The sequence below is a fragment of the Streptomyces sp. NPDC044106 genome (assembly GCF_056433985.1).
On sequence record NZ_JBWKFZ010000024.1, the window covers coordinates 52,497 to 75,946 of the forward strand.

Below are 23,450 nucleotides of genomic sequence, written 5' to 3' on the forward strand. Positions count from 1 at the left end.
GTTACCGGCAAAGCCGAGTTCTACGCCCTCGGCACATCTGCCCACCCGGCTCACCCGACCACCGCCGACAACAAGCCCGCCGCGCATCTGGGGACCGGTGACTACGCGCTGGACCTTCTCTGCGCCCGAGGTCGTCGCGGACGATGCGCCGGCCCCGATGGAGCAGGCTCGCGCCCAGCGCCGCCGCCGCCAGGCCACGGCGACCGAGGCCGCCGCGCTGCGCCGGGCTCGGCAAGAGCGTGCGGCGCGGGAAGCCGGGACGCCGGCCATCGGCCCGTCGGCTGCACTGCGGACCACGGCCTGAACTGGCGGATCCGCTGCGGTAGCCAGCGGCGAGGAGACGGCGCAGCTCGGCGCGCCCACCCGCGCAGGCCGCGACGGTGAACCGGTGGGTCACTCCGGTCCGCCCAACAGGTCATGAACCCTCTGGAGTTGGGGATGTGAGGTGTGCCACACTCGTTGGGTGGTCACATGGATGGGGGCAGCGGGCCCGGCGGGTCATGCGGTGTCGGAGGCGGCGGGCCGGGTCGGCTCCGTATCGGAGCTGGGCGAGGTGGTGTCGAGCCACCTGAGCAGGGCCGTACCGCACGACGGCTATCTGCTCACCGGCTATGACCCCGTCACCGGCGCGCGCTGCTTTCTGGCCTGCGAGAACACCTACGACGCGCGGGCGCGGCGCCGTATGGACAGCGAGGATGCGCTCGGCTGGACCCAGAGCCCCGTCGCCGAGCTGATTCGCGGGGCCTGCCCGGTCGCCGTGCTCGGTTCCGGCTCGTCGGACGAGCGCCCGCAGGTGCGCCGACTGCACAGCATCATGGCCGCCGACTCGTACGGCAGTGAGATGTGTGTCGCGTTGGCCCAACGTGGCATTGCTTGGGGCGCGTTGGTGCTGTTGCGCGAGCGGGGGGCGAGGCCGTTCTCGGCGGTGGAGATCGCGCGCGCGGCGGAGCTTGCGCAGCCGCTCGCCCTGGCCGTGAGGCGGTTTGTGACGGGCAGGTCGTTGCGTCCTCGGCGTACCCCGTTCCCGCCGTGTGTCGTCTTCATCGGGCCGAGCGATGAGATCACAGGGGTGACGGCAGGGGGTCGCGAGGCCGTGCGCAGGCTTCTGCCTGGCGTCTATCCCGCCTGTGACCAGGAGCTGTTCGGCTTTCTCTGGCACATCACGTACACCGCGCGGCGTACGGGTGCACCGGCGATCACCCGCGCGCCCACCTCTCAGGGATGGTTCTCCCTGCAGGCCCAGCTCCTCGACGGGGGGACGGCGGGGGATGTGGTAGTGACCCTCCAACCTGCCCCGGCCGCCGACCTGTTGCCCGCTCTCGTGCAGTGGTACGGCATCTCCAGCAGGGAGCGGATGGTCATCGCGCAGGCCATCGAGGGCCAGTCCGCCAAGCAGATCGCCCGCCGTCTCGACCTGTCGCCGCATACGGTGAACGACCACTTCAAGGCGGTGTATCGGAAGACGGGCGTGTCCGGCCGGGAGGAACTCATCGCCCGCCTGTCCTAGATGCCGGGCATCTCGTGCCTGTGCGAGTCGGCTTGAGTCGCCGCGGCCTCGGCCGGGTGGGTGGAGCGGGCCCTCGACATCGCCGCGCAGCGCCACACCCTGGAGCAGCGTCACGATTGCGGCGGTGCAATCGACGTCCACGGTGGCGAAGGCCGACAGCCGATCGCGCACTGCACAGGTTGCGGTCGCATCTGGACGGAGGGTGGACGCATCGCCGCATGAACGGGAAAGCCGCAGGAGCGCAACAGCGAGGGGTAAACATCAGAACGGCTCGAAAATGCAAGGACTAAGGTCCTAACGGGGCAGCAAATACAAGGACCAAAGCCCTCAATTGCGCCGACCTCAGTTGAACACCCTTCCCGTGATCATTTGCGCATGCCAAGGTCATCTCACCCTGGCGCCAGCCCCCTCCCTCCATCGGCTGCGCCGGGGCCCAATGCACCATCCACGAAGGGTTTTCATGAACCACCGTCAGCGCATAGCCAGCGGCATCGTCACCACCCTCAGCGCGGCCGCGCTCACCCTCGGAACCGCCTCCGTCGCCTTGGCCAGCGACGCCCCCTCTAAGACCGAAAGCACTGCGGCCGCGGTCGAGAAGGCCACCGGCACCGGTGACATCGCCCCGACCCCGGCGTCAGGCACCAGAATCCCCCAGCGCTCCACCGGGGACGCGAAGACTGTCACCGCAACGGGTGACGCCGTATCCATCGCACTTCCCAGCAGCAACAACGTCATCGGCACCAGGGCCGGCAAGAACACCACCGTCTACCCCGGGGCGGCCAAGGGCACCGACCTCGCGATCCAGCCCACCGCCGACGGCGGCATCCGCGCCCTGGCCGTCCTCAAGAACGCCACCGCCCCGCGCGAACAGCGCTACGACATCGGCCTGCCCGACGGTGCCCACTTGGTCAAGCTCAACACCGGCGCCGTCGCCGCAGTCGCCAAGAACGGCACATTCCTCGGCGGTTTCACTACACCCTGGGCCAAGGACGCTACCGGCAAGTCCATACCCACCAGCTACCGCATCGACGGCAACACCCTCATCCAGTCGGTACAGACCACGGGCTCCACGGCCTTTCCCGTCGTCGCCGACCCCAAGTGGGTGAACGACGCGGCCAAGGGCACCGCCATGGGACTTGTCAGCGGGTGCGTGGGGGGCGCCGTAGCCGGAGGAGGAGCTGGATGCATCCCCGGGGCTGTCGCAGGAGGTCTGGGTGGAGCCGTCGCCGGAGTCGTCGGCGGTCTGTTCGACTGACAGGCGATGCTGTCGCCCTTCCCGCGCCGACGACATGACTCGTGAGGAGCACTGCGATGACAGATGACTTGAAGAACCGTCACACCCGAGCCGAACGGACCGCCGCGCTTGCGGTGTTGGCCGGCATGGGGGTGTTCCTCGGCCTTACTGTGAGCGATCAGTCCTGGGCAGCTTGCATGTTGTGGGCACTGGTCGGGGGGATCGCCGTAGTGCCCGTAGTCCTGGGCGCCCAACGAGTCGCCCGATACGTGAGCAGACGGCGAACACCCTGACACCTTCGAGCCGGTCCACTCCTGACAACCGCCAAGGCCGACGCCAGGAGTGGACCGGCGCAAGGCCACGGCCTGCCCGTCTGACACGGCCGCGGGCATGTGGAGTCAACTCACCCACCCAACATCGAGCACCTCGACGATGATGTCCGCCACCGTGCACGTGACCCAGCTCGACGCCCCGAACACCACGGTCCGCCCCGGTCGCGAGTGCGGGGCATCGGCCACGGAGTCGATGAGCGCGAGCAGCTCCTCGTGCACGTCGTCCGGCATCGCGGTCAGCACCTCGTCGGCCACGCGCGTGAGCTCCACAGGAGAAGCACGGTAGGGCGGATCACCAATCCCTGCAGAGCCCTGTGGACAACCCGCGCGGTCGCGCACAATGCAGTACGTGGATGCGGCTCTTGCAGGGCTCATAGGCGTTCAGGCGGATCTGCTCTGGGTGCGGCAGGCGCCTGGGGCGCTGCCCGGATCGCTGCCAAGGGTGCCCGCTAGCAAGCGGACAGGCAGGCCCAGAGTGCACATGGGCAATGGCTGCGTCAGATCCGGCGCGAGGCGTACGCGACGTACCTCTCCGAAATGCGCTCCGCGGCCCGCTCTCGGAAGTCGTCCGGATCCGCACGCTTTCAGATGTGGATGCTACGCGGGTTGGACGCGAGTGCGTTGACTTCCTTCGACGGTTCCCGAAGGCCGCTGAGGCCTTGAAGCTCGAAGCCCCCGACGACCTTCGACCATCCGTCGATCAGTTCACAGGACAGATCCACCGTTTCGTGGGCTTTACAGCTTTGGCGAGAACGGGCGACGAGGAGTACGACCTCGCGGCGGAGCACGAACGGCTCCTGGCCATTGAGCAAGAGATAGCCGACCGATGCCGCCGCTCGCTCCAACTGGCGTGATCTGAGAGGCGTGCGAAGCGCTCGCAGCGCGGTGACCGTACGTGAACGAGCTCGTTATGCAGTGGTGGGCCCACTGAACCAAACCTCGGGCCCGCCCCCGCGCCACTCGATCAGCGACGACCGGATGACGTCCATCTCGTCGAAGTCCTGGAGCCCCGCCGTCTGCACGAGAGCGGCGATGTCCCCACGGCATCGTCGGCGTGAGGGGCGAACCGGCCCGGCAGGTGGTCGAGTACCACGTCCGACCCACGTGGGCGGTGCCGTCCTTCGCCGCGTTCCTGACGGCGCTCGACGAACTGGGCCTCGCCTACGATCCGGCCACCCGCACCGGGGTGATCGTCTCCATGCCCGCCATCCCGCTCTCCGCCGGGCAGCCGGTCCAGTTCGTGTTCTGCCTCGCTTGCGACCCCGCTCACGGCCACGCCGACGCCTTCGACCGGCTCGACGCGCGGTTCGCGACCGTGCCCGCCGGCGCCTACGACGCCAGCCAGCACATCGGCACCGCCACCGTGTCCTTCTCCTCCTGACCCCGGGAGCTCCCCTTGACCACCACTTCGCCCGCAGCGGCACTCCGGCCCGTCTTTGACTCCGACCGGCTCGCCGCCGAGCTCACGGCCGTCACCTCCCACACCTGGAACGTGCAGCGCACCCACACCTACGGCGGGCAGGTCGGTCAGCCCGCGGCGATCGACTGGCGGGTCCTGCCCCTGCGCAGTCTCGGCGGCGATCCGGACCGCACCGACCCCGGCGGCCCCGGCTCGCAGCCCTTCAAGGCAACCCGCTGGCTCGTCCAACTGCCCTACCTCGCCGAGACCCTGGACTCCCTCCCCGCCCCGCTCAACGCGGTAGGGGCTGATGGCGCTGGGTCCCGGGGCCGTCTCCACCGCGCACAGCGACCCGAAGTACCGCCTGGACCGCGGCATCGTGCGCCTGCACATCCCCGTCGTCACCGCCCCGGGCGCCGTCCTCGTCCTGGACGGCGTCGAACACTGCTGGCAGCCCGGCACGTTGTGGTACGGCGACTTCTCCCGCGAACACCTGGTGCGCAACACCAGCGAGAAGGTGACCCGGGCCCACGTCGTGATCGACGCCCTGCTCACCGCCGAGCTGGCGGCCTGGTTTCCCGAGGAGTGGCAGGAATTGCTGACCCACGGCGAGATCCTCCTCAATCGCGCGTGCCCGACCGCGCCGCCGCCCGTCTGGCCCGGGCACCTGCCCTACGAGGCGCTGCTGCCGTCCGGGTTCGCGGACTTCGACGCCCCCGCCCCGCTGGACGGCTCGCTCCTCGCCGCCCGGATCGACCGCGAGAGCGGTGACGTCCTCACCCTCACGATCGCCGGACGCACCCTCGCCCTCGTTCCGGCCGGCGACACCGGAGAGTTCCGGTTCTCCGGCTGGAGCGAACAGCGCACCTTCCAGCCGGACGCCACCGGGCTGGCCCTGCGGGTGCGCCGCGGCCGGGCGCTCGCTGACCGGCACGTGACCGCACCCCCCGGACCCTCCTGACTCCCAGCCTTCCGAGAGGAGCCCCCATGTCCCGCCTGCACAGCCACGACGACTTCACCCCGCTCAAGGAGGTCATCGTCGGGTCCGCCGCCAACTACCTCTCCCACGAGCGTGACGTCAGCTTCGAGCTGTTCCACCACCAGAACCTGAAGGGCTTCCGGTCGGACTGGGCCTACCCGCGCCTGACCCGGGTGGCGGCCGGCCACCGGGAGAGCTGGGCCATCAAGGAGAGGTATGCCGAGGAACTGCACGAGGACGTCGAGGACCTGGCGGCCGCGCTCGCCGGGCTCGGGACCACTGTGCACCGGCCGCTGTCCCTGCCTGCGGACGCGAGGGTCATCGCGGGCCTGGGCTGGGAGGCCGCGCCCACGCCGGCGCTGAACATCCGCGACAACACGCTGATCCTCCTGCGGTACAGGCAGACAATGGCCTCGCCGGTGCGGTAGAGGTTCCCGCGAACTCGGCGAGCGCCTCGGACGGCGCCCCCACGCCGAAGACGGAGGGAACTACGAGGATCACGCTGAACGCGGCGAGCGCAGATACGCGCAAGAGAACGATTCGCGCGTACTGCAATATCACGGCGGACGCCCCCCCACTGGTCAAAAAAGGGGAAAAGTGTCATCTATAAGACCCGCGCCCAGTGTTACGGCAATATCCCCTCAGTCCAGTTGAAGGTCACATCCAAGTTGATGCGTGCCGGTGCGCCGAAGCCGCTTGTCGCCGCGACGGCGAAGGAAACGCAGACGGTGAGGACCGGTGGTGGCAGGGCGACGTTTTACGCTCCTGTCCCCCACGGCAAGAAGGTGAAGTACGCTGGGCGGTTCTGGGGGCAGAGCACCGCACAGATCGTCTCGCCTATCACTGGTACGAAGACGCAAGTTGTCAGCAAGGCCGCTGATGCAAAGCCCAGGTAGACAGATTCGGATGAGGATGCACCGCAATGGCCAGTGACTGGGAAGTCGACGTGCAGCTACTGCTGGACGTCACCGACGATGAGTGGGCACGGCTTCGGGAAGGAATGGCCGAGGCGATGGAGAAGGAACCGCAGTACGAAATAGTGCCGACCGCTACGTCTAACAGTCCGACCGGCGCCTTCTTTTCCGTCGGCGCCACCGTGCAGGTCTCGGCTGAAACCCCCGGCGGAGCAGCGGACATCGCGGTCGCTGTGACACGGCAGGCCATCCGGATTGCCGGAGGTGGCGCTGATCGCGGTGTAGCGGAGGTCAACATTCGGCAAGGTGATATCGATCCCCGGCTTTTGGGCCGGTAGGCCGGTACACCACCCTCCGAGAAGCCTCGCGACTATGTCGCGAGGCTTCTCGGTTCTTCACCGCAGTTAAGGAATCGATGTAACAGCCCCATTCAGTGCCGTCTCACGAGACTCGGCCTCGACCTCCGCGCCCGAGTCGCGGGGGCGCGTTCGACGCCGTAGACCGGAGGTATGAGCGAGCACACGGAGCCCGGCGAGATCGTTCCCGAGTCCGGGATCTATGAGTGCGAGTGCGGGCAGCACCACCGATACAGCACCGATGTGCGTGGCCACCGCTTCCCGCCCCCGCACGAGGGATGCGTCGGCACCGGCTGGAAGCTCGTGACCGTCGCGCACGACTGAACCGCGGCGGCGAGCTCATGGTCCTGCGGCCGCCGGTGGAGCCGATGCTGGCGCAGGCCCGCGAGACCCTGCCCTCGCCCGGCGAACTCCCCGGCGACCTGATCTATCAGCCCAAGTGGGACGGCTTTCGCGCGATCCTGTTCACGCCGAGCTCCGCGTCCCGGGCGGTGTTCCTGCAGTCCCGCCGCGGCGCGGACTTGGCTGACCGCTTCCCGGACCTGGTGCGCGCCGCGCCATGTTCTCTGGGGCTCTGGGCTGTGGCGTTAGTGAGTAGTTCACGTTGGTGCAGCTCAGCGCCATTGATCGAGAGTCTAGCCACTGCGACAGGTGTGGTGCTGTAGCCCGAAGGGGCTGTTGGGCGGCCATCTCGTTGACGGGGCTGCCGTGGAGCCCGGGTGGCGCTGCGGGGCCAAGTGTCGCGAGAGTGTCCATGTCGTTTGCCATAAGACGATCTTGGACACCCTCAGCATGGACCACGCGTCGAGAACGACACGCGCGCCACCAGGCACCGACCGGCCCCATGCACACCAGCGGCGCCCGAGACCCGTATCCCGGACGCCGCTGAAGACTGCCGCTTGACAGACCGGCCCCACATATCAGTGCTGTGACCGCATAGGCTGGCCGGTTCGGGTGCCTTACAGGTTGTTCGCATAGAAGCTGGTGAGTCGTTCGACGGCGGCGTCGACGTATGCGGGTTCGTCGTACATCTCGTAGTGGCCGGCGCCGTCGATCACCATGAGGTCGACGGGGTTGGGGGCCAGCTTCCACAGCTGCATGCCCATGTCGTAGGAGCCGGTGTTGCCGATGCGTCCGGCGACGATGACCTGGAGGGGCTGGGTCATGAGTTGATCGGCCAGGTGGAAGGCGTCGTAGCCCAGCAGGAGGGAGTCGCTTCGCAGGAGGCGCCGGCTCGTGGAGTGTTCGTTACCGCCGCGCTCGGTGCGGTAGTAGGTGATGGCCTGAGTGGTGTCGATGTCGGTCAGGCCCGCTGCCGCGGCGTCCTCGAGGGTGTCGGGCAGCCAGTTCACGCGGGTCGTCTCGCCGGAGCGGGCCTCTTCGGTCCGTGCGTCCGCGAGGGCGTCGAGTGCTGCGGCCGGACCGTCGGGGGAGAAGCTGCGGAACGCGTTGCCGATGTTGACGGGGACGACCGTGCCGACCGCTTTGATGCGGTGGTCCGTGCGGGCGGTATGGACGGCGTAGCCGCCACCGGCGCAGATACCGAGGACGCCGATGCGCTGCGGGTCGATGCCGGGGGTCGTGGTGAGCACGTCGATGGCGTAGGAGATGTCCTCGCCTCGGCGGTAGGGGTCTTCGAGGTCGCGGGGCTCGCCCCCGCTCTGGCCCTGATGGGCGGGGTCGAGGACGAGCGCCGCGATGCCGCGGGCGGCGAGACGGGAGGCGTAGTTGGCGCCGATCTGCTCCTTCACGCTGCTGCCTGGGGTGGAGAGCACCACGGCGGGCAGCGGTGTGCTGCTGTCGGCGTTGTCGGGCAGGTGGAGGTCCGCGGCGAGGTTGATGGGACCGCGCGGGATCGCGAGGTGCTGGATCATCCCTGGCTTCCTTCGTGAGATTGTTGTTCCATAGGAGTCCAGTACAAGGCTGCATCTTGTACGATACAGAACTAATACGAAACTGTACCACATGGATGGAGGGCCCGCATGTCGGTCGACGGGGCGCAGCTGTGGACGCTGAACCAGCGGCTGCTGGCAGTCGTGATGGATGCCTGCACGGAGGAGCTCGCCGAGCTCAGGTTGGAGACGAAGGAGTTTTTCGTCCTGGCCGAGGTGGAGGCATCGCCGTACCCAGCCGAGATCGCGACCGCGCTGCTGTTGCCCAAGGCGAGCGTGACGGTCTACGTCCGCAACCTCGTCACCAAGGGCTTCATCCGCCGCGAGATCGACGAGGCGGACCTGCGGCGTCACCGGCTCGTACTGACCGACGAGGGCACGCAGGCGCGCGATCGAGCACTTGCAGCCCTCGCGGCGGAGTACGACCGCAGGTTGGCGAGGGTCACTCCCCAGGACCGCGTTGAGCTGCAACGCATCCTCAAAGCGATGCTCGCCTCGCCCGCGTCAGGCCGTATGCGTGAGTGATCGTCTGATGAGCCGCTGGAGCCACATTCTGCTGCCGCTGGTGCTGATCGCGATCGGTCTGCTCATCCTGATCGAGGGCGGGGCCTTCGGGCTGTAGGCGGGCCCGTTCCCTCCGGCGTATGGTTCAGCGCCCGGGTCAGTTCACGGTTTGCGGCGCGTGCCGCGTCCAGTTCCCCAGTTCTTTCGTCCAACTGTCCTTTCACGTCGGCGAGTTGTTGTTCCGGTTCGGTGATGCGGCGCTGAAGCTGGTCGAGGTCGGCCGGGGCACCGAGGCCGGATTCGCTCCAGACCGTCGTGCCCAGCTCCTCGGACAGGCGTTTTCCAGCTGCCGGACGCGTGCCGTCAGCCGGGTGTTGCGTTCCAGGGCGTTGGCGAGGTCTGTCTGGAGTGAGACCCTGCTCACGGCCGCTGTTCTGCCTGCCTCGGCAGGGGCGGTTGCTGCGGCGTGGGCGCGTTCGAGCAGGTCGCGGTGATGTCCTGACCGCTGCGCAGGGCCGCGTCCAGGGCCTGGAGGACGCTTTCGCGGCGGCGGGCGGAATCGGCTCGTTTCCCCTCGATCATCGGGCTGGTCACGCGGTGGGCCTTTCGGGACGCAGGTCGGGCAGGGGCTGACGGACTCTGGGCAGGCCGAGAGAGACGACCTGGCGTGTGCGGCGGACGACCTGGACGGCTTGCTGGATCTGGGCGCGGTCCTCGCCGGTGAGCTCATCGAGGTCGGCGCGGACGCGGCTGATGAGGCGACGGACGCGGGTGATCTCCTCGTCGGACGGCATGGCCTCGCCCTTGGCCCAGTCATCGGCGCTGAAGGCGGCCAGGCGTTCGCGGTTGCGCAGCAGGTCGGCGAGGTAGGACTCCAGGTCGGGTAGGTAGGAGACGTCGGTGCGGAAGTGGCCGCAGCCCACGCATCGGAAACGGACGGGGCAGTCGTGGCCACCGGCGGCGACGTTGGACGGCTCGGTGCACAATCCGTAGGGAACGGCGACCTCGCCGACCGCCCGCCGCGCGTGCTCGGAGTCCAGGACGAGTTGGGCCTGGCGCCAGATCCGGCGGCCGTGCCGGTCGAACTGCATGGCCGTGACTCGCTCGACGGCCTCCCGCCGTCGTTGCTGGCCCACCCGGTAATAGCCCTGTGTCGTGCTGAGCTGGCGGTGGTCCATCAACTCCTTGAGCACGTCGGGTACGACGCCGGCGTCGGCGTGCCGCTGGGCGTAGCTGTGCCGGTAGGCGTAGAGGAAGACGCGGGCCTTGTCGAAAGGGATCTGCTGGTTTGTGCGCCGCCCGTCGGTTTCCACGACGACGTTGACGTAGAGATCGGGCAGTCCGTTGGCCCAGGTGCGGTGCCACTGGGCGAGCAGGTCCTCGCTGATCGTCTTGATGCCGTGGGGGTTGCGCATCTGCGTGGGCAGCAGCGCCAGGTCCTTCGTGGGAGTGTTCGGGAAGCGCCGCCGCACGGTCTCTTGCTGCCTGGTGATCAGCGCGGCGGTCGCCGCGGCGATGGGCAGGCGCCGACGCAGGCGGTGGGACTTGTAGTTGTCGTAGATGAGGACGGGCTGGCCGTGCTCCAGGTCGTGGAGAACTGGAACTCCGCCAACCACGACCTGTTCTACGGCAAGGACGGCGACCTGACCGGCTCCGACAAGGAGTCCCAGGAAATTTCGATGCTCGCCCTGCACCTGCTCCAGCCCGCGCTGGTGCACGTCAACACCCTGCTGCTCCAGGACATCCTGAGCGAGGAGATGTGGCAGAGGCGGCTCACCGACGCCGACCGGCGAGCTCCGTCCCCGTTGTTCTGGACCCCCGTGAACCCTTACGGCCGGTTCGAGCTGGACATGAATTCCCACCTCGACCTCGCCGCTGTGGCACCAGCCTAGGTGGCCTGACCTGAATCGTCGGTCAGAGCAGCCGCGGTCAAGGTGAGGTGCTGGACCAGGACCGCGGCTGCGGTGTCGGCGTCGCGGGCCAGCGCCGCCTCTTCCAGCCTGCGGTGTTCCTCGGCGCCGTCCCGGTCGGGGTTGCGGTGCGCCGACCAACGGCGGGCCAGCTCGCTCGCGGTCCACATCCGGTCGAAGGTCTCCAGCAGTGCGCGGTTGCCGCACCCCTCCAGCAACGTGCGGTGGAAGGCCCTATGAGCTTCGGCCCAAGCGCCGGTGTAGTAATCGCCCTCCTCCGGCACATACGCCGGAGTGCGCACCAGACGATGGTGGGCGGCCCGTACACGGGCCTCCCAGTCGACGTCGCCGCGCTCGATGGACATGCGTAGTACGACCGGTTCGACAGTCCGACGGGCCTCCGCGATCTCCTGCCAGCGGCGGTCGGAGAAGGACGGGACTGTGAAGCCGCGGTTGGGCAGCCGGTCGGCGAGCCCCTCGCCGACCACCCGCACGAGCGCCTCGCGCACCACGGCCAGGCTCACGCCCTGCTCCTTGGCAAGATCCTGCGGCTTGAGGGGGGCGCCAGGGGAGTGGTCCCCGCGCATGATCGCGTCCCGCAGGTGTGCATAGACCTGCTCGGAAAGCATCTGCTTCCCCGGCGGGGTCGAGGAGTGCGCCGTCTGAGTCATGAGCCCATCCTAGACGATCCATCAGATAATCGATTATCCATGTTATGGTCGATTCAGTAGCCGATTAGACCGCCCTCGTCCGAAATGGAACGACCACTGTGCCTGCCAACGACCCCTTCGCCCGCCTCCCCCAGGCGGCCTCGTTCACCGTCACCAGCACCACCGTCACCGACGGTGCCGCGTGGCCGCCCGAGCAGCACTCCTCCGGACTGCCCGGCGGGAAGGACACATCCCCGCAGCTGTCCTGGAGCGGCGCCCCGGACGGCACCAAGAGCTACGCCGTCACCGTCTACGACCCCGACGCCCCCACCGGGTCCGGGTTCTGGCACTGGGCAGTCGCCGACATCCCCGCCACCGTCACCGAGCTCCCCGAGGGCGCCGGCGACGACACCGGCTCACAACTACCCGAGGGCGCCTACCAGTTGCCCAACGATGCCCGTGTGGCCCGCTACATCGGCGCCGCCCCGCCGGCCGGACACGGACCGCACCGTTACTTCATCGTGGTGCATGCCCTGGACATCCCCGCCACAAATGTTCCGGCCGACGCCACACCGGCCGTCCTCGGCTTCACCATGGCCGGTCACACCCTCGGACGTGCCGTGTTGACCGCCACTGCCGAAACACCCGCCTGACAGCGCCGCCCGCCCCCCCGACCCCCGGAGACACCACCGCCATGCACCTCGACGCCCTTCCCGACTCCGCCCGCACCGGCGACGGCCCGATGGACCTGAACGCCGTCCGTGACGTCAGCCGCGCCATCAGTGCCGCTCACCTGTTCATACATCTCGTCCCCGAGACCGCCGAGGAGGCGGCCGGGCTCGGCGTGACCGACCGCGGGCCGGCCTATCTGGCCTTCCGGTCGGCCGCGATGGGCGCGGTCCCGTGGCAGGTCACGCTCGCGGCCTTCTACAACTTCAGCCCGCGGGCGGTGAGGGCCATGGCGGGCGTGTGGAAGGCCGCGTCGCCCGAGCGGTGGCAGGCCGCCCGCTTCCTGGCCGCCGGACGGGCGATGCGGCGTGTCAACGTACATCTCACGGACGACCACCTCGCCGAAGCGCGCTCGCTGATCGATCCGGTCGTCGCCGGCGCCGACTACGCCGGCAAGGTGCTCGCCGCCGCGAACGCCTCGGTCGCGCCTCCATCCGATCCTCTTGTCGCACTGTGGCAGCAGATCACGGTGGCGCGCGAGTGGCGCGGCGACGCCCATCTCGTCGTACTCGCCGACAACGGCCTCGGGCCATGCGACTGCCTCGTTCTGCACACCGCAACCGGCCGCCTCCCGACAGCTCTCGCGCGAGCGACCCGTCAGTGGGACGACGAGGAGTGGAGCGCGGCGACAGCACGCCTCGTCGAGCGCGGCTGGCTCGACTCCCACGGCGTTGTCACCGACGCCGGCAGTACGGCACGCGAGCGCATCGAAGTGGAAACGGACGAGCACTGCGCCGCGCTGTGGGCGCCGATCGGCACCGCGGGTGCCCGCCGCTTCGCCTCGCTCATCGCGCCGATCACAAACGCGTTCACTGCGGCGGGGACGTTCCAGGCCGTTCGCGGACAGTCTGATCTCGCATAAACGGTCCTTTGCTCGAGCAAGATCGGAACCGGGCCGCCGGACCGCCGCCGGGCCCGGTTTCGTTCTCAGAACCCGTTCTCACCCGAAAGCGGCACGGACCCCCTTCTGAGACTTGCATTGTGCGAAAGTCCGGTCTCATGACGGACCCTCAGCACCCTCTGAAGACCGACCGGTCGGACGGCGACGACGTCGAACAGCACACCTGTCCGAAGTGTGACGCGCAGCCCGGATCACCGTGCCGCTCGCGCGGCGGCGCGGTCGTCTCCGCCTACCACACCCGCCGCTTCACCATGGTGCCCCGACTGAAGAAAGCGCTGCGGGTGCCGACCCCAGCCGACCGCGGTCCGGGCCGACCATGGCGGGCCGGCAGCCCGCCGCCGGCGCCCATCGACCCGGACCTGCCGAGCGCGGACATCCGCATCGGCTACGCGCGATGCTCGACACTCGGGCAGGAACTTGACTCCCAGCTCAACGCGCTCAGCGAGCACGGCGTCCCGAGGGACAAGATCTTCAGCGAGAAGATCAGCACCCGCGTCCGTGTACGGCCCCAGTTCGAGGTGGCGCTGCGGACCGCGCGGGAGGTCAAGGCGCACGCCCCGCACTGCCCGGTCATCTTCACCGTGTACGAGATGGAGCGGCTCGGCCGCGACGCCGCCGAACCCACCGCGCTCGCTGACCACCTCACCGCCCACGGCCTCATCCTGGAGATGCTCGCCGGGCCACTGCCCGGCATTTACGCCCCGACCGGTCCGGGGAAGCTGCTGTTCGCGTTCTTCGCCGCGATGGCGGAGACCGAGCGGGAGAACATCCGCGAGTCCACCCTGGAAGGGCTCGACACCGCCGCCCGCAAGGGCAAGCACGGCGGCCGGCCCCCGTCATCACCGACGACATGCTCCACACCGTGCGCCGGCGCCGCGCGGGCGGCGAGCCCGTCGAGCAGATCCAACCCGACCTGTTCATCCCCACCGGCAAGCGCAAAGGACTGAACCCCTCCGTCGCCAGCATCTACCGGGCCCTCGCCGAGCACGCCAGGCGCGAGGCGTATCCCGAAGCCGTCGAGCAGGCCCAGGCCGACTTCGCTGCCGACCGGACCGCCCCGGTCCCTGAGCTTTGCCCCGCCACCTCGGACCGAGCGGCACTCTGATCACAGAGCGCTACTTGTCACTTCGCGGCAGCTTCGGGAGGACAGGGCCCTGTCCTTGGCGTATAGCGCCGAGCAGCTGCCAGCCGCTGTCGTCCGGGGTGGCAGTAGTGAAGCGGCCCAGCACGGCCAAGACTTGCGCTTGATATTGCGAAGGCCGAGCGATGTACACGGCGTGGACTCACCTCGGGTCGTGCGACAGGGGCAGCCGAACCCGCATCCATAAGGTAAGCAGAACCGGGTCGGAAGACGTGTTCCCGGATTGCCTCCTGCGAGATTGTGCGAACCCGCGCGCCTCGGTCTTCGACGTCCTCCAGGCCGACGGCCACGAGCTCCTCGCCGTCCCGTACGCCCAGCGCCGCACCCGGCTGGAGAAGCTGTTCTCCGAGCGGGCCGCGCCGTGGACGCTCTGCCCTGAGACGGCCGATGTGGCAGTCGCGCGTGAGTGGTTCACGACGTGGACCGACGTCCCGGGCATCGAGGGCCTGGTGGTGCGCGGCAGCCGCCAGCGCTACCGGCCCGGCGCTCGCGCCCTGATCAAAGTCCGCAGGGGAGATACGACGGAGGCCGTGATCGGCGCCATCACAGGGACGCCGAGCCGCCCCCGCAGCCTGGTGCTGGGCCGCCTGGACCAGCGCGGGGTGCTGCGGTCTGTGGGCCGCAGCGCCCCGCTGCGGGCCGACGTCGCGCGGCAGTTGGCCGGGCACCTGACCCCCGCCGGGGCTGGGAGCGGGCACCCGTGGGAGGGGGTGCGGTTCACCGCGGCGTGGGGCTCCCGCACCCCGCTCGATGTGGTCCTGGTGGAGCCGGAGCTCGTCGCGGAGATCGAGGTGGACACCGCCCGCGAACGAGGAGCCTGGCGCCACCCAGTACGTGTGGCCCGGCTGCGCACGGACCGGGCACCGGCCGACGTGCCCCGGTTCTGAGCGGTCCTTTCGGCTGTGGGCCAAGAATTGCCATCGAAGTTGGACCGGCCTGGAGTTCGGTGGCCCGAGAAAAGACCAAGGAAGATCGCGGATACCGAAGGGGCGGGGCCGTGGGGCAGGGGAACGAAGCGATCACGCGAGATTGGCACGGTGCTGGGCAGGGTGGTGCGGGCCGCTCTGTGCGGTGTCGGACCGTGACGGACCGGGCATGCCATGGGCGAAAGAGTGGTGACCACATGGGGGATGGGCGATGACGAAGCTCGGCCAAGGGGTACTGTTCCTGTTCTACTACCTCGACGTGGTCGCTGTTCTCGCCATCGGGGACTGGATTTCCGACGTGGGTCCTCTGCTTTATGGCAGCCCGGTCGCTTTCGTCGCTGGGTTCGTCACCCAGGCGGCACATGACGTCTATCGGCGAAATGCGGAGCGCAACGCGCGTCTGTAAGAGGGAAACTGATCTGTTTTGAGGGCGGTTTGAGGTGTTCTCTGTGACTGCAGTGGCGGTGGTTCGTTGCTGTTCTCGTGAGCCCTCGACGGCCGTACCGCAGTGATGTCTCCGATGCCCGCTCGGCATTGATCGAGCCGGTGTTCGGAGCCTGGCGGGCTGCCCGAACTGGACCGGGTACCGCGGCACGAGTCCATGATCTGCGGGACACCGTGAATGCCATCCTCTACATCAATCGCACAGGGATTCCGTGGGAGTACCTGCCCCACGACTTCCCCGCGCACACCACTGTCTTCTCCCACTTCAGCGCCTGGACCACCGACGGCACCATCGAGAAGCTCGGCATCCGTCTGCACCGCCTCGTCCGTGAACAGGAGGGGTGCAAGGGCGAACCGACCGCCTGCACGATCGATGCCCAGAGCGTCAAAACCGCCCCCGGCGTCCCCACCAGCACCGAGGGAATCGACGCCGGGAAGAAGATCGTCGGCCGCAAGCGCAGCATTGTCGTCGACACCCTCGGCCTGTTGCTGCTGGTCATGGTCACCGCCGCCGGCGTCTCCGACAACGAGGCCGGCAAACAGCTCCTCACCCAACTCGCCGCCAACCACCCCACCGTCACCAAGGCATGGGTCGACACCGGCTACAAGAACCAGGCCATCGAACGCGCCGCCCTCGGCATCGACGTGGACGTCGTCCCCAGGAACACCTAGGTCAAAGGCTTCTCGGTGACCCCACGGCGCTGGGTGGTCGAGCGCAGTTTCGGGTGGATCATGATGCACCGCCGACTCGCCCGTGACTACGAGACCAAACCGGAGCACTCCGCAAGCATGATCCGCCTCGCGATGATCTCCAACCTCGCGAAACGAGCAACCGGCGAAACCACCTCAACCCGGCGAGACGCATAAAACGCAATCAGTCATAAACTTCGTGAACCAGACGCCCTCTGAGAGCCTGTCGTTGCCCCCACCTGCGCCCCGACGGCCGACGGCTTCTGTTGTACTCCGGTGGGTCATCCGCATTCGCTGCCGATGTGTGCGCAACTGCGCACGTGTCGTCTAACGTTGTGGTGTCCGGGCCGCCGACCCAGGGGACGCCGTCATGCGTTCAGTGCTCCACAACCGCGCCTACCGCCGCCTGTTCACCGCTCAGGCCCTGGCCCTGACCGGCACGGGCCTGGCGACCGTGGCCCTCAGCCTGCTGGCGTACGACCTCGCGGGCGCGGACGCCTCCGCGGTTCTCGGCACCGCACTCGCGATCAAGATGGTGGCCTATGTGGGCCTCACCCCGCTGATCGGCGCCTTCACCGAACGCCTGCCGCGCCGCGCCCTGTTGGTGGCGATGGACCTCTCCCGGGCGGGGATCGCGCTCGCCCTGCCGTTCGTGAACCACGTGGGGCAGGTCTACGTCCTGATCTTCCTGCTGCAGGCCGCCTCGGCCGCCTTCACGCCCACCTTCCAGGCGACCATTCCCGAAATCCTGCCTGCCGAGCGCGACTACCTCCGCGCCCTCACTCTCTCGCGACTCGCCTACGAAGTGGAGAGCCTGCTCAGCCCGGCGCTCGCCGCCGTACTGCTCGCGCTGATCACCTACAACTGGCTCTTCGCCGGTACCGCCCTCGGCTTCCTCGCCTCCGCGACGCTGGTCATGTCGGTCGTCCTGCCGACACCGCGCCCCGTGGAGCGCGTCGGCGGAGGCTACGCCAAAGCGACGTTCGGCATCCGCCTGTGCTGGGCCACGCCCCGGTTGCGTGCCCTGCTCGCGCTCGACCTCGCCGCGGCTGCCGCCGGCTCCCTGGTCATCGTCAACACCGTCGTACTCGTCCGCGACCACCTGCACCGCGGCGCGGGCGACGTATCACTGGCGCTGGGTGCGTTCGGGGCCGGTTCCGTGGCGGCCGCCCTCGTCCTGCCACGGGCTCTGGAGCGGTTCGGGGACCGCGCGGTGATGCTGCCCGCCGGGTTCGGGCTCGGCGCCGTCCTCGCCGTATACGCCGCAGGACTCGCGTACGGAACGTATGGAAAGTACGCAATGGACGGGAGCCGCGGGATCCACGGTATCTACGGGATCGGGCCCTGGGGCGGACTGCTGCTCGCCTGGGCCCTCCTCGGCATCGGCACGTCCATGGTGCTGACCCCCGCGGGCAGGCTGATCCGCCGCTCGGCCGCACCCGCCGACCTGCCCGCCGCGTTCGCCGCGAGGTTCGCCCTCACCCATGGCTGCTGGCTGTTCACCTATCCGCTCGCGGGCTGGCTGGGCTCCACCGCCGGCACGAGCACGGCCGCCGCGACGCTCGCCGGGGTCGCGCTCACCGCCGCGACCACGGCGCTCGTGCTGTGGCCCGCCCACGACCCGGCCCGCCTCACCCACTTCCACAGCACCCTGCCCGCGGGCGACCCCCACCTCGCCGACGCCCACGCCGGGCCGCACGGCTGGCAGCACGCGCACGACTACGTCATCGACGCCCGGCACCCGCGCTGGCCCGCCCCGGGCCATGCGGCGGGCGCACACTAACGCCCGTCGGCGCGCCCCACTTCAGCCACTTCCTCGCCGCTCGCCAGACGTGCCCGTACCGTCGCCCGCGCGTCCTTGGGCGCACGGACCGCCAGGAGACGGCCGCGCTTCTCCGCGTCGACCGTGCCGGTCACGGAGATCCGGGCAACCTCGCGGCTGCCCGCGGCGAGGAGGAACCGGTGCCCCGAGCGGGCCGTCCAGCGGGTACTGGCCACGACATGCTGGCCGAACCGGCTGCAGGCGGCCGTCGAACGGGCCCGCCCGACGACCTTCGCCGGCGCCGTCGCTGACCCTGCGGACGTACGGAACTGGAGCAGCACGCTGCCGGTGCCCCGCCAGGTCGTGGCGCGGGTGCAGGACCACACGGCCCGGCCGCCGTCCTCGGGCAGTTCCTGCTCGGCGAAGTCCCACTGATTGACCGCCCGCACCCCGCTCCCGCGCAGATCGGAGAGACGGCACGCGCCGTGGGCCCAGCTCAGCAGCGCCGCGCCGCTGGTGGCCTCGCGCGGCTGGCGGGCCGGGGCGCCGGTGCCCGGCGGCGGCGTGTAGCTGAGGTGCGCCGGGGAGAGACCGCCCAGGTCGGTGACGAGGAAGGCATGCTTCTCCACGATCCTTTTCGACGAGCGCAGTTGGAGCACCGGCAGGGCGATGCAGGAGCCCGCGGCCGACGGTACGTCGACCGCCTCCAGGAGGCCGTGGCCGGAGACGGTGAGGGGGTGGCCGGGCGCGTCGGGGCGCAGCAGGTCGCGGGTCCGGGCCTCCGCGATCCATGGGGCGGTGAGGTAGCGGACCTCGCCGTTCCCACGGCTGACGGCGAGCGCCGCCGCGGTGGTCACGTCGGAGTCGTCGGCGCGCGAGAAGTCCAGGGACGCGGACGTCGACGCGGTGAGCGGCTCGGTGTAGCGGACGACGCGGCGGCCGTCGTGGAACAGTACGACCGCGTTCCGGTCCACGACATCGGCGTACAGCAACTGTGTGGTCCTGGGCGGTGGTTCGGTGGTGGTGGCCGCGGCTGCGCCGACGCGGGTGCCGCGCGGCGGATCGGTCCAGGTGGCGAGCGCACGGGTGAGCAGGGCGCGGTCGTCCACGCGGGAGCCGCGCGCGGGCCACGCGGTGAAGTCCACCCGTGAGGTGTCGGCCCAGGTGCCGGAGGAGGTGCGGAGCAGTGCGTCGGCGCTGATCGCGGGGTGCCCGGCGGGGCGCCGGGACGGCTCGTTGCCGGGGGCGGAGCCGAGCGACGCCAGTGCCGCGCAGCTGATGGCGGCGATTCCCGTGGCGCACCAGAGAAGACGGAACCGGCGTCGGCGGCGCAGGAGATCGGTGGGACGGGTCTGGACGGAACAGGCGTCGAACTCCTGCGAGCGCAGCAGAGCCCCTGCCGCGTCGCCCACCCTCTCCTCCAAACGGCAGGCGGCATCCAGCGCTTCCTGCGGCTCGGACACACCGGCGCTGAAGAGCAGGTGCACGACCTCGGTGCGGGGCAGTCCGTCGAGGCTGCACAGGACGAACGCCGCGCGGGCGGGCGCGGAAACCTCCGACAGGAGCTGCGCGAGCGCGATCTCCTCGGCGCCGCCGGCGCGGGGAAACAGACGCAGCCCCCAGACGAGGGGCAACGTGAGGCGCAGCGCCCCGGGCGGGGGCAGCCGGTTCGGCCACCCGCGCGGCCGACGCTCATGTGCGAGCGCCGCGCCCACCACTCGCGCCGTCACCCACGCCGCCCCGGTCCTGCCGGGCCCCCGCGCCCCGGCCCGCGCGCCGCCCGCCCTCGGCAGCGGAATCCCCGCCGACGCGTGCCGCGCCCGGAAGCCGGGCAGCGCACGCTGCACCAGAGCATGGGCGATCAGGACGCGCCGGTGCCGACTGAGGGCACTGGGCAGGGTGAGGTAGGCGAGGCGTACGAGCCGGGTGTACTGGTCGACGATGACGGCCTCGGCATGTTCGAGAACCACCGGCTCGGCCCTCTTCACCCGGCGCGGCCGTTGCGATGTGCTCATCGGTCAAAGCGCCTTCCGAAGGCTGACGACGTTCCGTCCTGACCTCCGTCAAACGAGTGAATCCTGCGATGGTCACAGCCGGGGAACGGCGGGCGCCGACACAGAGGCGTGACGGCGGGGCGAGCCTTCGCGCAGTGCCCCCTGTTGCCGTTCGGTGACACGTAAGACAGAGCTGTGACGTGGGCGAGGGCAACGAGTCCGTAAGGTCGCGGGTCGTATGAGGCGTGGGAATCAAGGGCGGCGTCGTCCGCTCGAACGAGCAAGTCGGCCACATGAGTTGGGGGAGACAATGAAGACGAACACGCGTGTGAACAACGGACTGCTGGCGATGGGTGCCGCGCTGGCTGTGGTGGGTGTCGCGGTCGGTACGGTGCCCGCCGCGGCGGCCGGTACGCCCCGGTTCCTGGCCCCGGCCGAACTGCCGCCGCACGCCACGTCGCAGTGGGCCGCCGGTCCGGTGACGGCCGGGCAGCCCGACCCGCTGCCGATGTGCGTCGGCGAGGCCCTGCCGTCGATCTCGGTGCACCGCGCCTACCGCACCGACCTCGACACCAGCGCGCTGCAGGTGACCGTCGTCGAGCGCGACACGCAGCGGGCCAAGGACTTCGCCGCCCTGCTCCGCAAGGACCTCGACGGCTGCGCGAAGACGGTCATGAAGCAGAACCCCGACATCACCGCGGAGCAGAAGTACTACGGCAAGGTGAACGTCGAGGAGGGCGCCCACGTCTACGGCGTCCACACCAGCGCGACCTGGGGCGCATCCGACATCAACATGTTCTCGGTGGGCCGCGACGGCAGGACGGTGACGCTCGTGCAGTGGGGGCAGATGGGCGGCTTCGCCGACGCCCAGGTCGCCGACTTCAAGACCACCACCGCCACGGCCGTCAACAAGCTCTACTGACACCCGGCCCCGGCCGGATCCGCCGTGTGCGACGGCGCCGGTACCGACCTCGGCATTCCCGTGCAGGGGTGGGACAATCGGCCGACGCGGCCGCACTCGTGCGCCCTCACCGGCGCGCCGGTGCCGTCGCGCGAGGATTTGGCCGGGGTGAGGCAGGGGGCGGGGGTCGTACCCGGCGCCCGGTGGTGGGGAGGAACCGACGGTGCTGGAGTGGCGGTACATCGCCAAGGGGGCAAGGGCCGTCCCCGAGCCCATGGCCACACCGTTCGTCTGGACGACGGCCTGCTCGGGCTCCCTCGTGCTGGTCATCACGTTCGATCTGCTCGGCGCGCTCGACCGCACCGGCCTCGCCCTCGCGGCACTGTCCGTACTCGCCGCACTCCTCAGTACGCTCGGCCGCTTCGTCGCGGCGCCGGGAACGGCCCTCCTGTGCTGGGCGCTGCTGAACGTCTTCGCCACCCACCCCACCGGGGAGCTCTCCTGGGCCGGCCACCGGGACCCGGGTTGGGTGGCGTGCTTGCTGGCCGCCGCTCTCATCGGCACCGCGACGGCCCGGGTGCGGTACGCCCGGGCCGCGTACCGCCGCCTCACCCCGTTCGACGGGACGCGCTGACGTCCCGTCGGGCTCGCTTGCTCGCACGAGCCTCACCTCGTCGCGCCTCCGCCGACGCGGACCGGCCCACTCAGACCACCTTTGCATGACCATGCGCGATGATGCATACTCTTCCTATGTCTAAGGTCCTCACCTCCCTTCCCGCCGGCGAGCGCGTCGGCATCGCCTTCTCGGGCGGTCTCGACACCTCCGTCGCGGTCGCGTGGATGCGCGACAAGGGCGCCATCCCGTGCACCTACACCGCCGACATCGGGCAGTACGACGAGCCCGACATCGCCTCGGTGCCCGGCCGCGCCAAGACCTACGGCGCCGAGATCTCGCGCCTGGTCGACTGCCGTGCGGCGCTCGTGGAGGAGGGCCTGGCCGCGCTCACCTGCGGCGCGTTCCACATCCGCTCGGGCGGTCGCGCGTACTTCAACACCACGCCGCTCGGCCGCGCCGTCACGGGCACGCTGCTCGTGCGGGCGATGCTGGAGGACGACGTCCAGATCTGGGGCGACGGCTCGACGTTCAAGGGCAACGACATCGAGCGGTTCTACCGGTACGGCCTGCTGGCCAACCCGAAGCTGCGGATCTACAAGCCCTGGCTGGACGCCGATTTCGTGACCGAGCTCGGCGGCCGCAAGGAGATGTCGGAGTGGCTGCTCGCCCACGAGCTGCCCTACCGGGACAGCACGGAGAAGGCCTACTCCACCGACGCCAACATCTGGGGCGCCACCCACGAGGCCAAGACCCTGGAGCACCTCGACACGGGTGTGGAGACGGTCGAGCCCATCATGGGCGTCCGCTTCTGGGACCCGTCGGTCGAGATCCCCACCGAAGACGTCACGATCGGCTTCGACCAGGGGCGCCCCGTGACGATCAACGGCAAGGAGTTCTCCTCCGCCGTCGACCTGGTGATGGAGGCCAACGCCATCGGCGGCCGCCACGGCATGGGCATGTCGGACCAGATCGAGAACCGGATCATCGAGGCCAAGAGCCGCGGCATCTACGAGGCACCCGGCATGGCCCTGCTGCACGCCGCGTACGAGCGCCTGGTGAACGCGATCCACAACGAGGACACCCTCGCCCAGTACCACAACGAGGGACGCCGCCTCGGTCGGCTGATGTACGAGGGACGCTGGCTGGACCCGCAGGCCCTGATGGTCCGCGAATCGCTGCAGCGCTGGGTCGGCGCCGCCGTCACCGGCGAGGTCACCCTGCGGCTGCGGCGCGGCGAGGACTACTCGATCCTCGACACGACCGGGCCCGCGTTCAGCTACCACCCGGACAAGCTGTCCATGGAGCGCACCGAGGACTCGGCCTTCGGCCCGGTCGACCGGATCGGCCAGCTCACCATGCGCAACCTCGACATCGCCGACTCGCGCGCCAAGCTGGAGCAGTACGCGGGCCTCGGCCTGATCGGCACGTCCGACACCTCCATCGGCGCCGCCCAGGCGGCCGCGACCGGCCTGATCGGCACGATGCCGGAGGGCGGCGCGCAGGCCATCGCCTCCCGCGGCGAGGTGTCCGAGGACGACGAGATGCTGGACCGCGCCGCGATGGAGTTCGGCACGGACTGACCCGTCCTCGCCGGGGACGATCCCGACGCCGCGCCTCGGCGAGAGGCCGGTTCGACGCCTTGATACGGCGCCGAACCGGCCTCTTCCGT

26 protein-coding genes and 1 pseudogene are annotated in these 23,450 nt (G+C 69.6%); 20 read left to right on the top strand and 7 right to left on the bottom strand.

What is annotated here, in order from left to right:
* The first annotated feature begins 505 nt into the window (after positions 1-505).
* Together AC07DI_RS32900 and AC07DI_RS32905 are read left to right on the top strand one after the other, a co-directional pair.
* Entirely contained in the window at positions 506-1,507 is a 1,002-nt protein-coding gene (locus AC07DI_RS32900; RefSeq protein WP_478908182.1) for a helix-turn-helix transcriptional regulator, read from the top strand.
* 460 nt (positions 1,508-1,967) lie between these two features.
* A complete protein-coding gene (locus AC07DI_RS32905) occupies positions 1,968-2,762 on the top strand; it encodes a hypothetical protein (protein WP_478908183.1) in 795 nt (264 codons plus the stop codon).
* A gap of 377 nt (positions 2,763-3,139) precedes the next feature.
* Here the strand turns inward: AC07DI_RS32905 and AC07DI_RS32910 are convergent, their stop codons facing one another.
* A complete protein-coding gene (locus AC07DI_RS32910) occupies positions 3,140-3,343 on the bottom strand; it encodes a hypothetical protein (RefSeq protein ID WP_478908184.1) in 204 nt (67 codons plus the stop codon).
* A 314-nt stretch (positions 3,344-3,657) separates the two neighbouring features.
* Complete coding sequence (locus AC07DI_RS32915; protein ID WP_478908186.1) at positions 3,658-3,918, bottom strand: hypothetical protein; 261 nt, start codon at positions 3,916-3,918, stop codon at positions 3,658-3,660.
* Between the two features lie 209 nt (positions 3,919-4,127).
* Between AC07DI_RS32915 and AC07DI_RS32920 the strand changes: the two genes are divergently transcribed.
* The 6 genes from AC07DI_RS32920 (at position 4,128) to AC07DI_RS32945 (ending at position 7,386) form a co-directional block, all read left to right on the top strand.
* Positions 4,128-4,454, top strand: coding sequence for a peptide ligase PGM1-related protein (locus AC07DI_RS32920; protein ID WP_478908187.1), 327 nt, complete (start codon positions 4,128-4,130; stop codon positions 4,452-4,454).
* Positions 4,455-4,782: 328 nt separating this feature from the next.
* Complete coding sequence (locus tag AC07DI_RS32925; RefSeq protein ID WP_478908188.1) at positions 4,783-5,433, top strand: aspartyl/asparaginyl beta-hydroxylase domain-containing protein; 651 nt, start codon at positions 4,783-4,785, stop codon at positions 5,431-5,433.
* Positions 5,434-5,459: 26 nt separating this feature from the next.
* A complete protein-coding gene (locus tag AC07DI_RS32930; protein WP_478908190.1) occupies positions 5,460-5,879 on the top strand; it encodes a hypothetical protein in 420 nt (139 codons plus the stop codon).
* A 494-nt stretch (positions 5,880-6,373) separates the two neighbouring features.
* Positions 6,374-6,703: a hypothetical protein gene (locus tag AC07DI_RS32935; RefSeq protein ID WP_478908192.1), complete on the top strand. Its 330-nt coding sequence runs from the start codon at positions 6,374-6,376 to the stop codon at positions 6,701-6,703.
* A 171-nt stretch (positions 6,704-6,874) separates the two neighbouring features.
* Positions 6,875-7,045, top strand: a complete 171-nt coding sequence (locus tag AC07DI_RS32940; RefSeq protein WP_478908193.1) for a hypothetical protein — start codon at positions 6,875-6,877, stop codon at positions 7,043-7,045.
* A gap of 17 nt (positions 7,046-7,062) precedes the next feature.
* Positions 7,063-7,386 (top strand): hypothetical protein, encoded by a 324-nt coding sequence (locus AC07DI_RS32945; RefSeq protein ID WP_478908194.1) that lies wholly within the window; start codon positions 7,063-7,065, stop codon positions 7,384-7,386.
* Positions 7,387-7,680: 294 nt separating this feature from the next.
* On the opposite strand, the gene AC07DI_RS32950 is transcribed toward AC07DI_RS32945, so the two are convergent.
* Entirely contained in the window at positions 7,681-8,595 is a 915-nt protein-coding gene (locus AC07DI_RS32950; protein WP_478908196.1) for an alpha/beta hydrolase, read from the bottom strand.
* Positions 8,596-8,703: 108 nt separating this feature from the next.
* On the opposite strand from AC07DI_RS32950, the gene AC07DI_RS32955 reads away from it, so the two are divergent.
* Positions 8,704-9,138 carry a MarR family winged helix-turn-helix transcriptional regulator gene (locus tag AC07DI_RS32955; RefSeq protein ID WP_478908197.1) on the top strand — a complete coding sequence of 145 codons (435 nt, stop codon included), beginning with the start codon at positions 8,704-8,706 and terminating at the stop codon, positions 9,136-9,138.
* A 399-nt stretch (positions 9,139-9,537) separates the two neighbouring features.
* Here the strand turns inward: AC07DI_RS32955 and AC07DI_RS32960 are convergent, their stop codons facing one another.
* Both AC07DI_RS32960 and AC07DI_RS32965 read right to left on the bottom strand, forming a co-directional pair.
* Positions 9,538-9,711: a hypothetical protein gene (locus tag AC07DI_RS32960; protein WP_478908199.1), complete on the bottom strand. Its 174-nt coding sequence runs from the start codon at positions 9,709-9,711 to the stop codon at positions 9,538-9,540.
* Positions 9,708-10,733 (bottom strand): hypothetical protein, encoded by a 1,026-nt coding sequence (locus AC07DI_RS32965; RefSeq protein ID WP_478908201.1) that lies wholly within the window; start codon positions 10,731-10,733, stop codon positions 9,708-9,710. Before AC07DI_RS32965 ends, AC07DI_RS32960 begins: the two co-directional genes overlap by 4 nt.
* Between AC07DI_RS32965 and AC07DI_RS32970 the strand changes: the two genes are divergently transcribed.
* Positions 10,695-11,009: a Tn3 family transposase gene (locus tag AC07DI_RS32970; protein ID WP_478908203.1), complete on the top strand. Its 315-nt coding sequence runs from the start codon at positions 10,695-10,697 to the stop codon at positions 11,007-11,009. The genes AC07DI_RS32965 and AC07DI_RS32970 overlap by 39 nt on opposite strands.
* On the opposite strand, the gene AC07DI_RS32975 is transcribed toward AC07DI_RS32970, so the two are convergent.
* Positions 11,006-11,698 carry a GntR family transcriptional regulator gene (locus AC07DI_RS32975; protein WP_329556040.1) on the bottom strand — a complete coding sequence of 231 codons (693 nt, stop codon included), beginning with the start codon at positions 11,696-11,698 and terminating at the stop codon, positions 11,006-11,008. The genes AC07DI_RS32970 and AC07DI_RS32975 overlap by 4 nt on opposite strands.
* A 98-nt stretch (positions 11,699-11,796) precedes the next feature.
* Between AC07DI_RS32975 and AC07DI_RS32980 the strand changes: the two genes are divergently transcribed.
* From AC07DI_RS32980 to AC07DI_RS33010, 7 genes and pseudogenes are all read left to right on the top strand, one after another.
* Positions 11,797-12,330: a YbhB/YbcL family Raf kinase inhibitor-like protein gene (locus tag AC07DI_RS32980; RefSeq protein WP_352282543.1), complete on the top strand. Its 534-nt coding sequence runs from the start codon at positions 11,797-11,799 to the stop codon at positions 12,328-12,330.
* A 41-nt stretch (positions 12,331-12,371) separates the two neighbouring features.
* Positions 12,372-13,268 (top strand): SCO6745 family protein, encoded by an 897-nt coding sequence (locus AC07DI_RS32985; protein WP_478908205.1) that lies wholly within the window; start codon positions 12,372-12,374, stop codon positions 13,266-13,268.
* Positions 13,269-13,405: 137 nt separating this feature from the next.
* The gene (locus AC07DI_RS32990) at positions 13,406-14,254 is read left to right on the top strand and encodes a recombinase family protein (protein ID WP_478908207.1); all 849 of its coding nucleotides are present in this window, start codon (positions 13,406-13,408) and stop codon (positions 14,252-14,254) included.
* A 406-nt stretch (positions 14,255-14,660) separates the two neighbouring features.
* Positions 14,661-15,335: an ATP-dependent DNA ligase gene (locus tag AC07DI_RS32995; RefSeq protein ID WP_478908209.1), complete on the top strand. Its 675-nt coding sequence runs from the start codon at positions 14,661-14,663 to the stop codon at positions 15,333-15,335.
* Between the two features lie 250 nt (positions 15,336-15,585).
* Positions 15,586-15,780 carry a hypothetical protein gene (locus AC07DI_RS33000; protein WP_478908211.1) on the top strand — a complete coding sequence of 65 codons (195 nt, stop codon included), beginning with the start codon at positions 15,586-15,588 and terminating at the stop codon, positions 15,778-15,780.
* A 77-nt stretch (positions 15,781-15,857) separates the two neighbouring features.
* Positions 15,858-16,685 (top strand): annotated as a pseudogene (locus tag AC07DI_RS33005) (IS5 family transposase).
* A gap of 193 nt (positions 16,686-16,878) precedes the next feature.
* On the top strand, positions 16,879-18,291 hold the full coding sequence (locus AC07DI_RS33010) for an MFS transporter (RefSeq protein ID WP_478908213.1): 1,413 nt from the start codon (positions 16,879-16,881) through the stop codon (positions 18,289-18,291).
* Here AC07DI_RS33010 and AC07DI_RS33015 read toward each other — a convergent pair.
* Positions 18,288-20,285: a hypothetical protein gene (locus AC07DI_RS33015; RefSeq protein WP_478908215.1), complete on the bottom strand. Its 1,998-nt coding sequence runs from the start codon at positions 20,283-20,285 to the stop codon at positions 18,288-18,290. The genes AC07DI_RS33010 and AC07DI_RS33015 overlap by 4 nt on opposite strands.
* Before the next feature lie 289 nt (positions 20,286-20,574).
* On the opposite strand from AC07DI_RS33015, the gene AC07DI_RS33020 reads away from it, so the two are divergent.
* The 3 genes from AC07DI_RS33020 to argG all read left to right on the top strand — a co-directional run bounded on the left by AC07DI_RS33020 (position 20,575) and on the right by argG (position 23,361).
* Positions 20,575-21,186, top strand: a complete 612-nt coding sequence (locus AC07DI_RS33020; protein WP_478908217.1) for a hypothetical protein — start codon at positions 20,575-20,577, stop codon at positions 21,184-21,186.
* A gap of 202 nt (positions 21,187-21,388) precedes the next feature.
* The gene (locus tag AC07DI_RS33025; RefSeq protein ID WP_478908219.1) at positions 21,389-21,799 is read left to right on the top strand and encodes a hypothetical protein; all 411 of its coding nucleotides are present in this window, start codon (positions 21,389-21,391) and stop codon (positions 21,797-21,799) included.
* A gap of 116 nt (positions 21,800-21,915) precedes the next feature.
* Entirely contained in the window at positions 21,916-23,361 is a 1,446-nt protein-coding gene (gene argG / locus AC07DI_RS33030; RefSeq protein ID WP_478908220.1) for an argininosuccinate synthase, read from the top strand.
* The last annotated feature ends 89 nt before the right edge of the window (positions 23,362-23,450 follow it).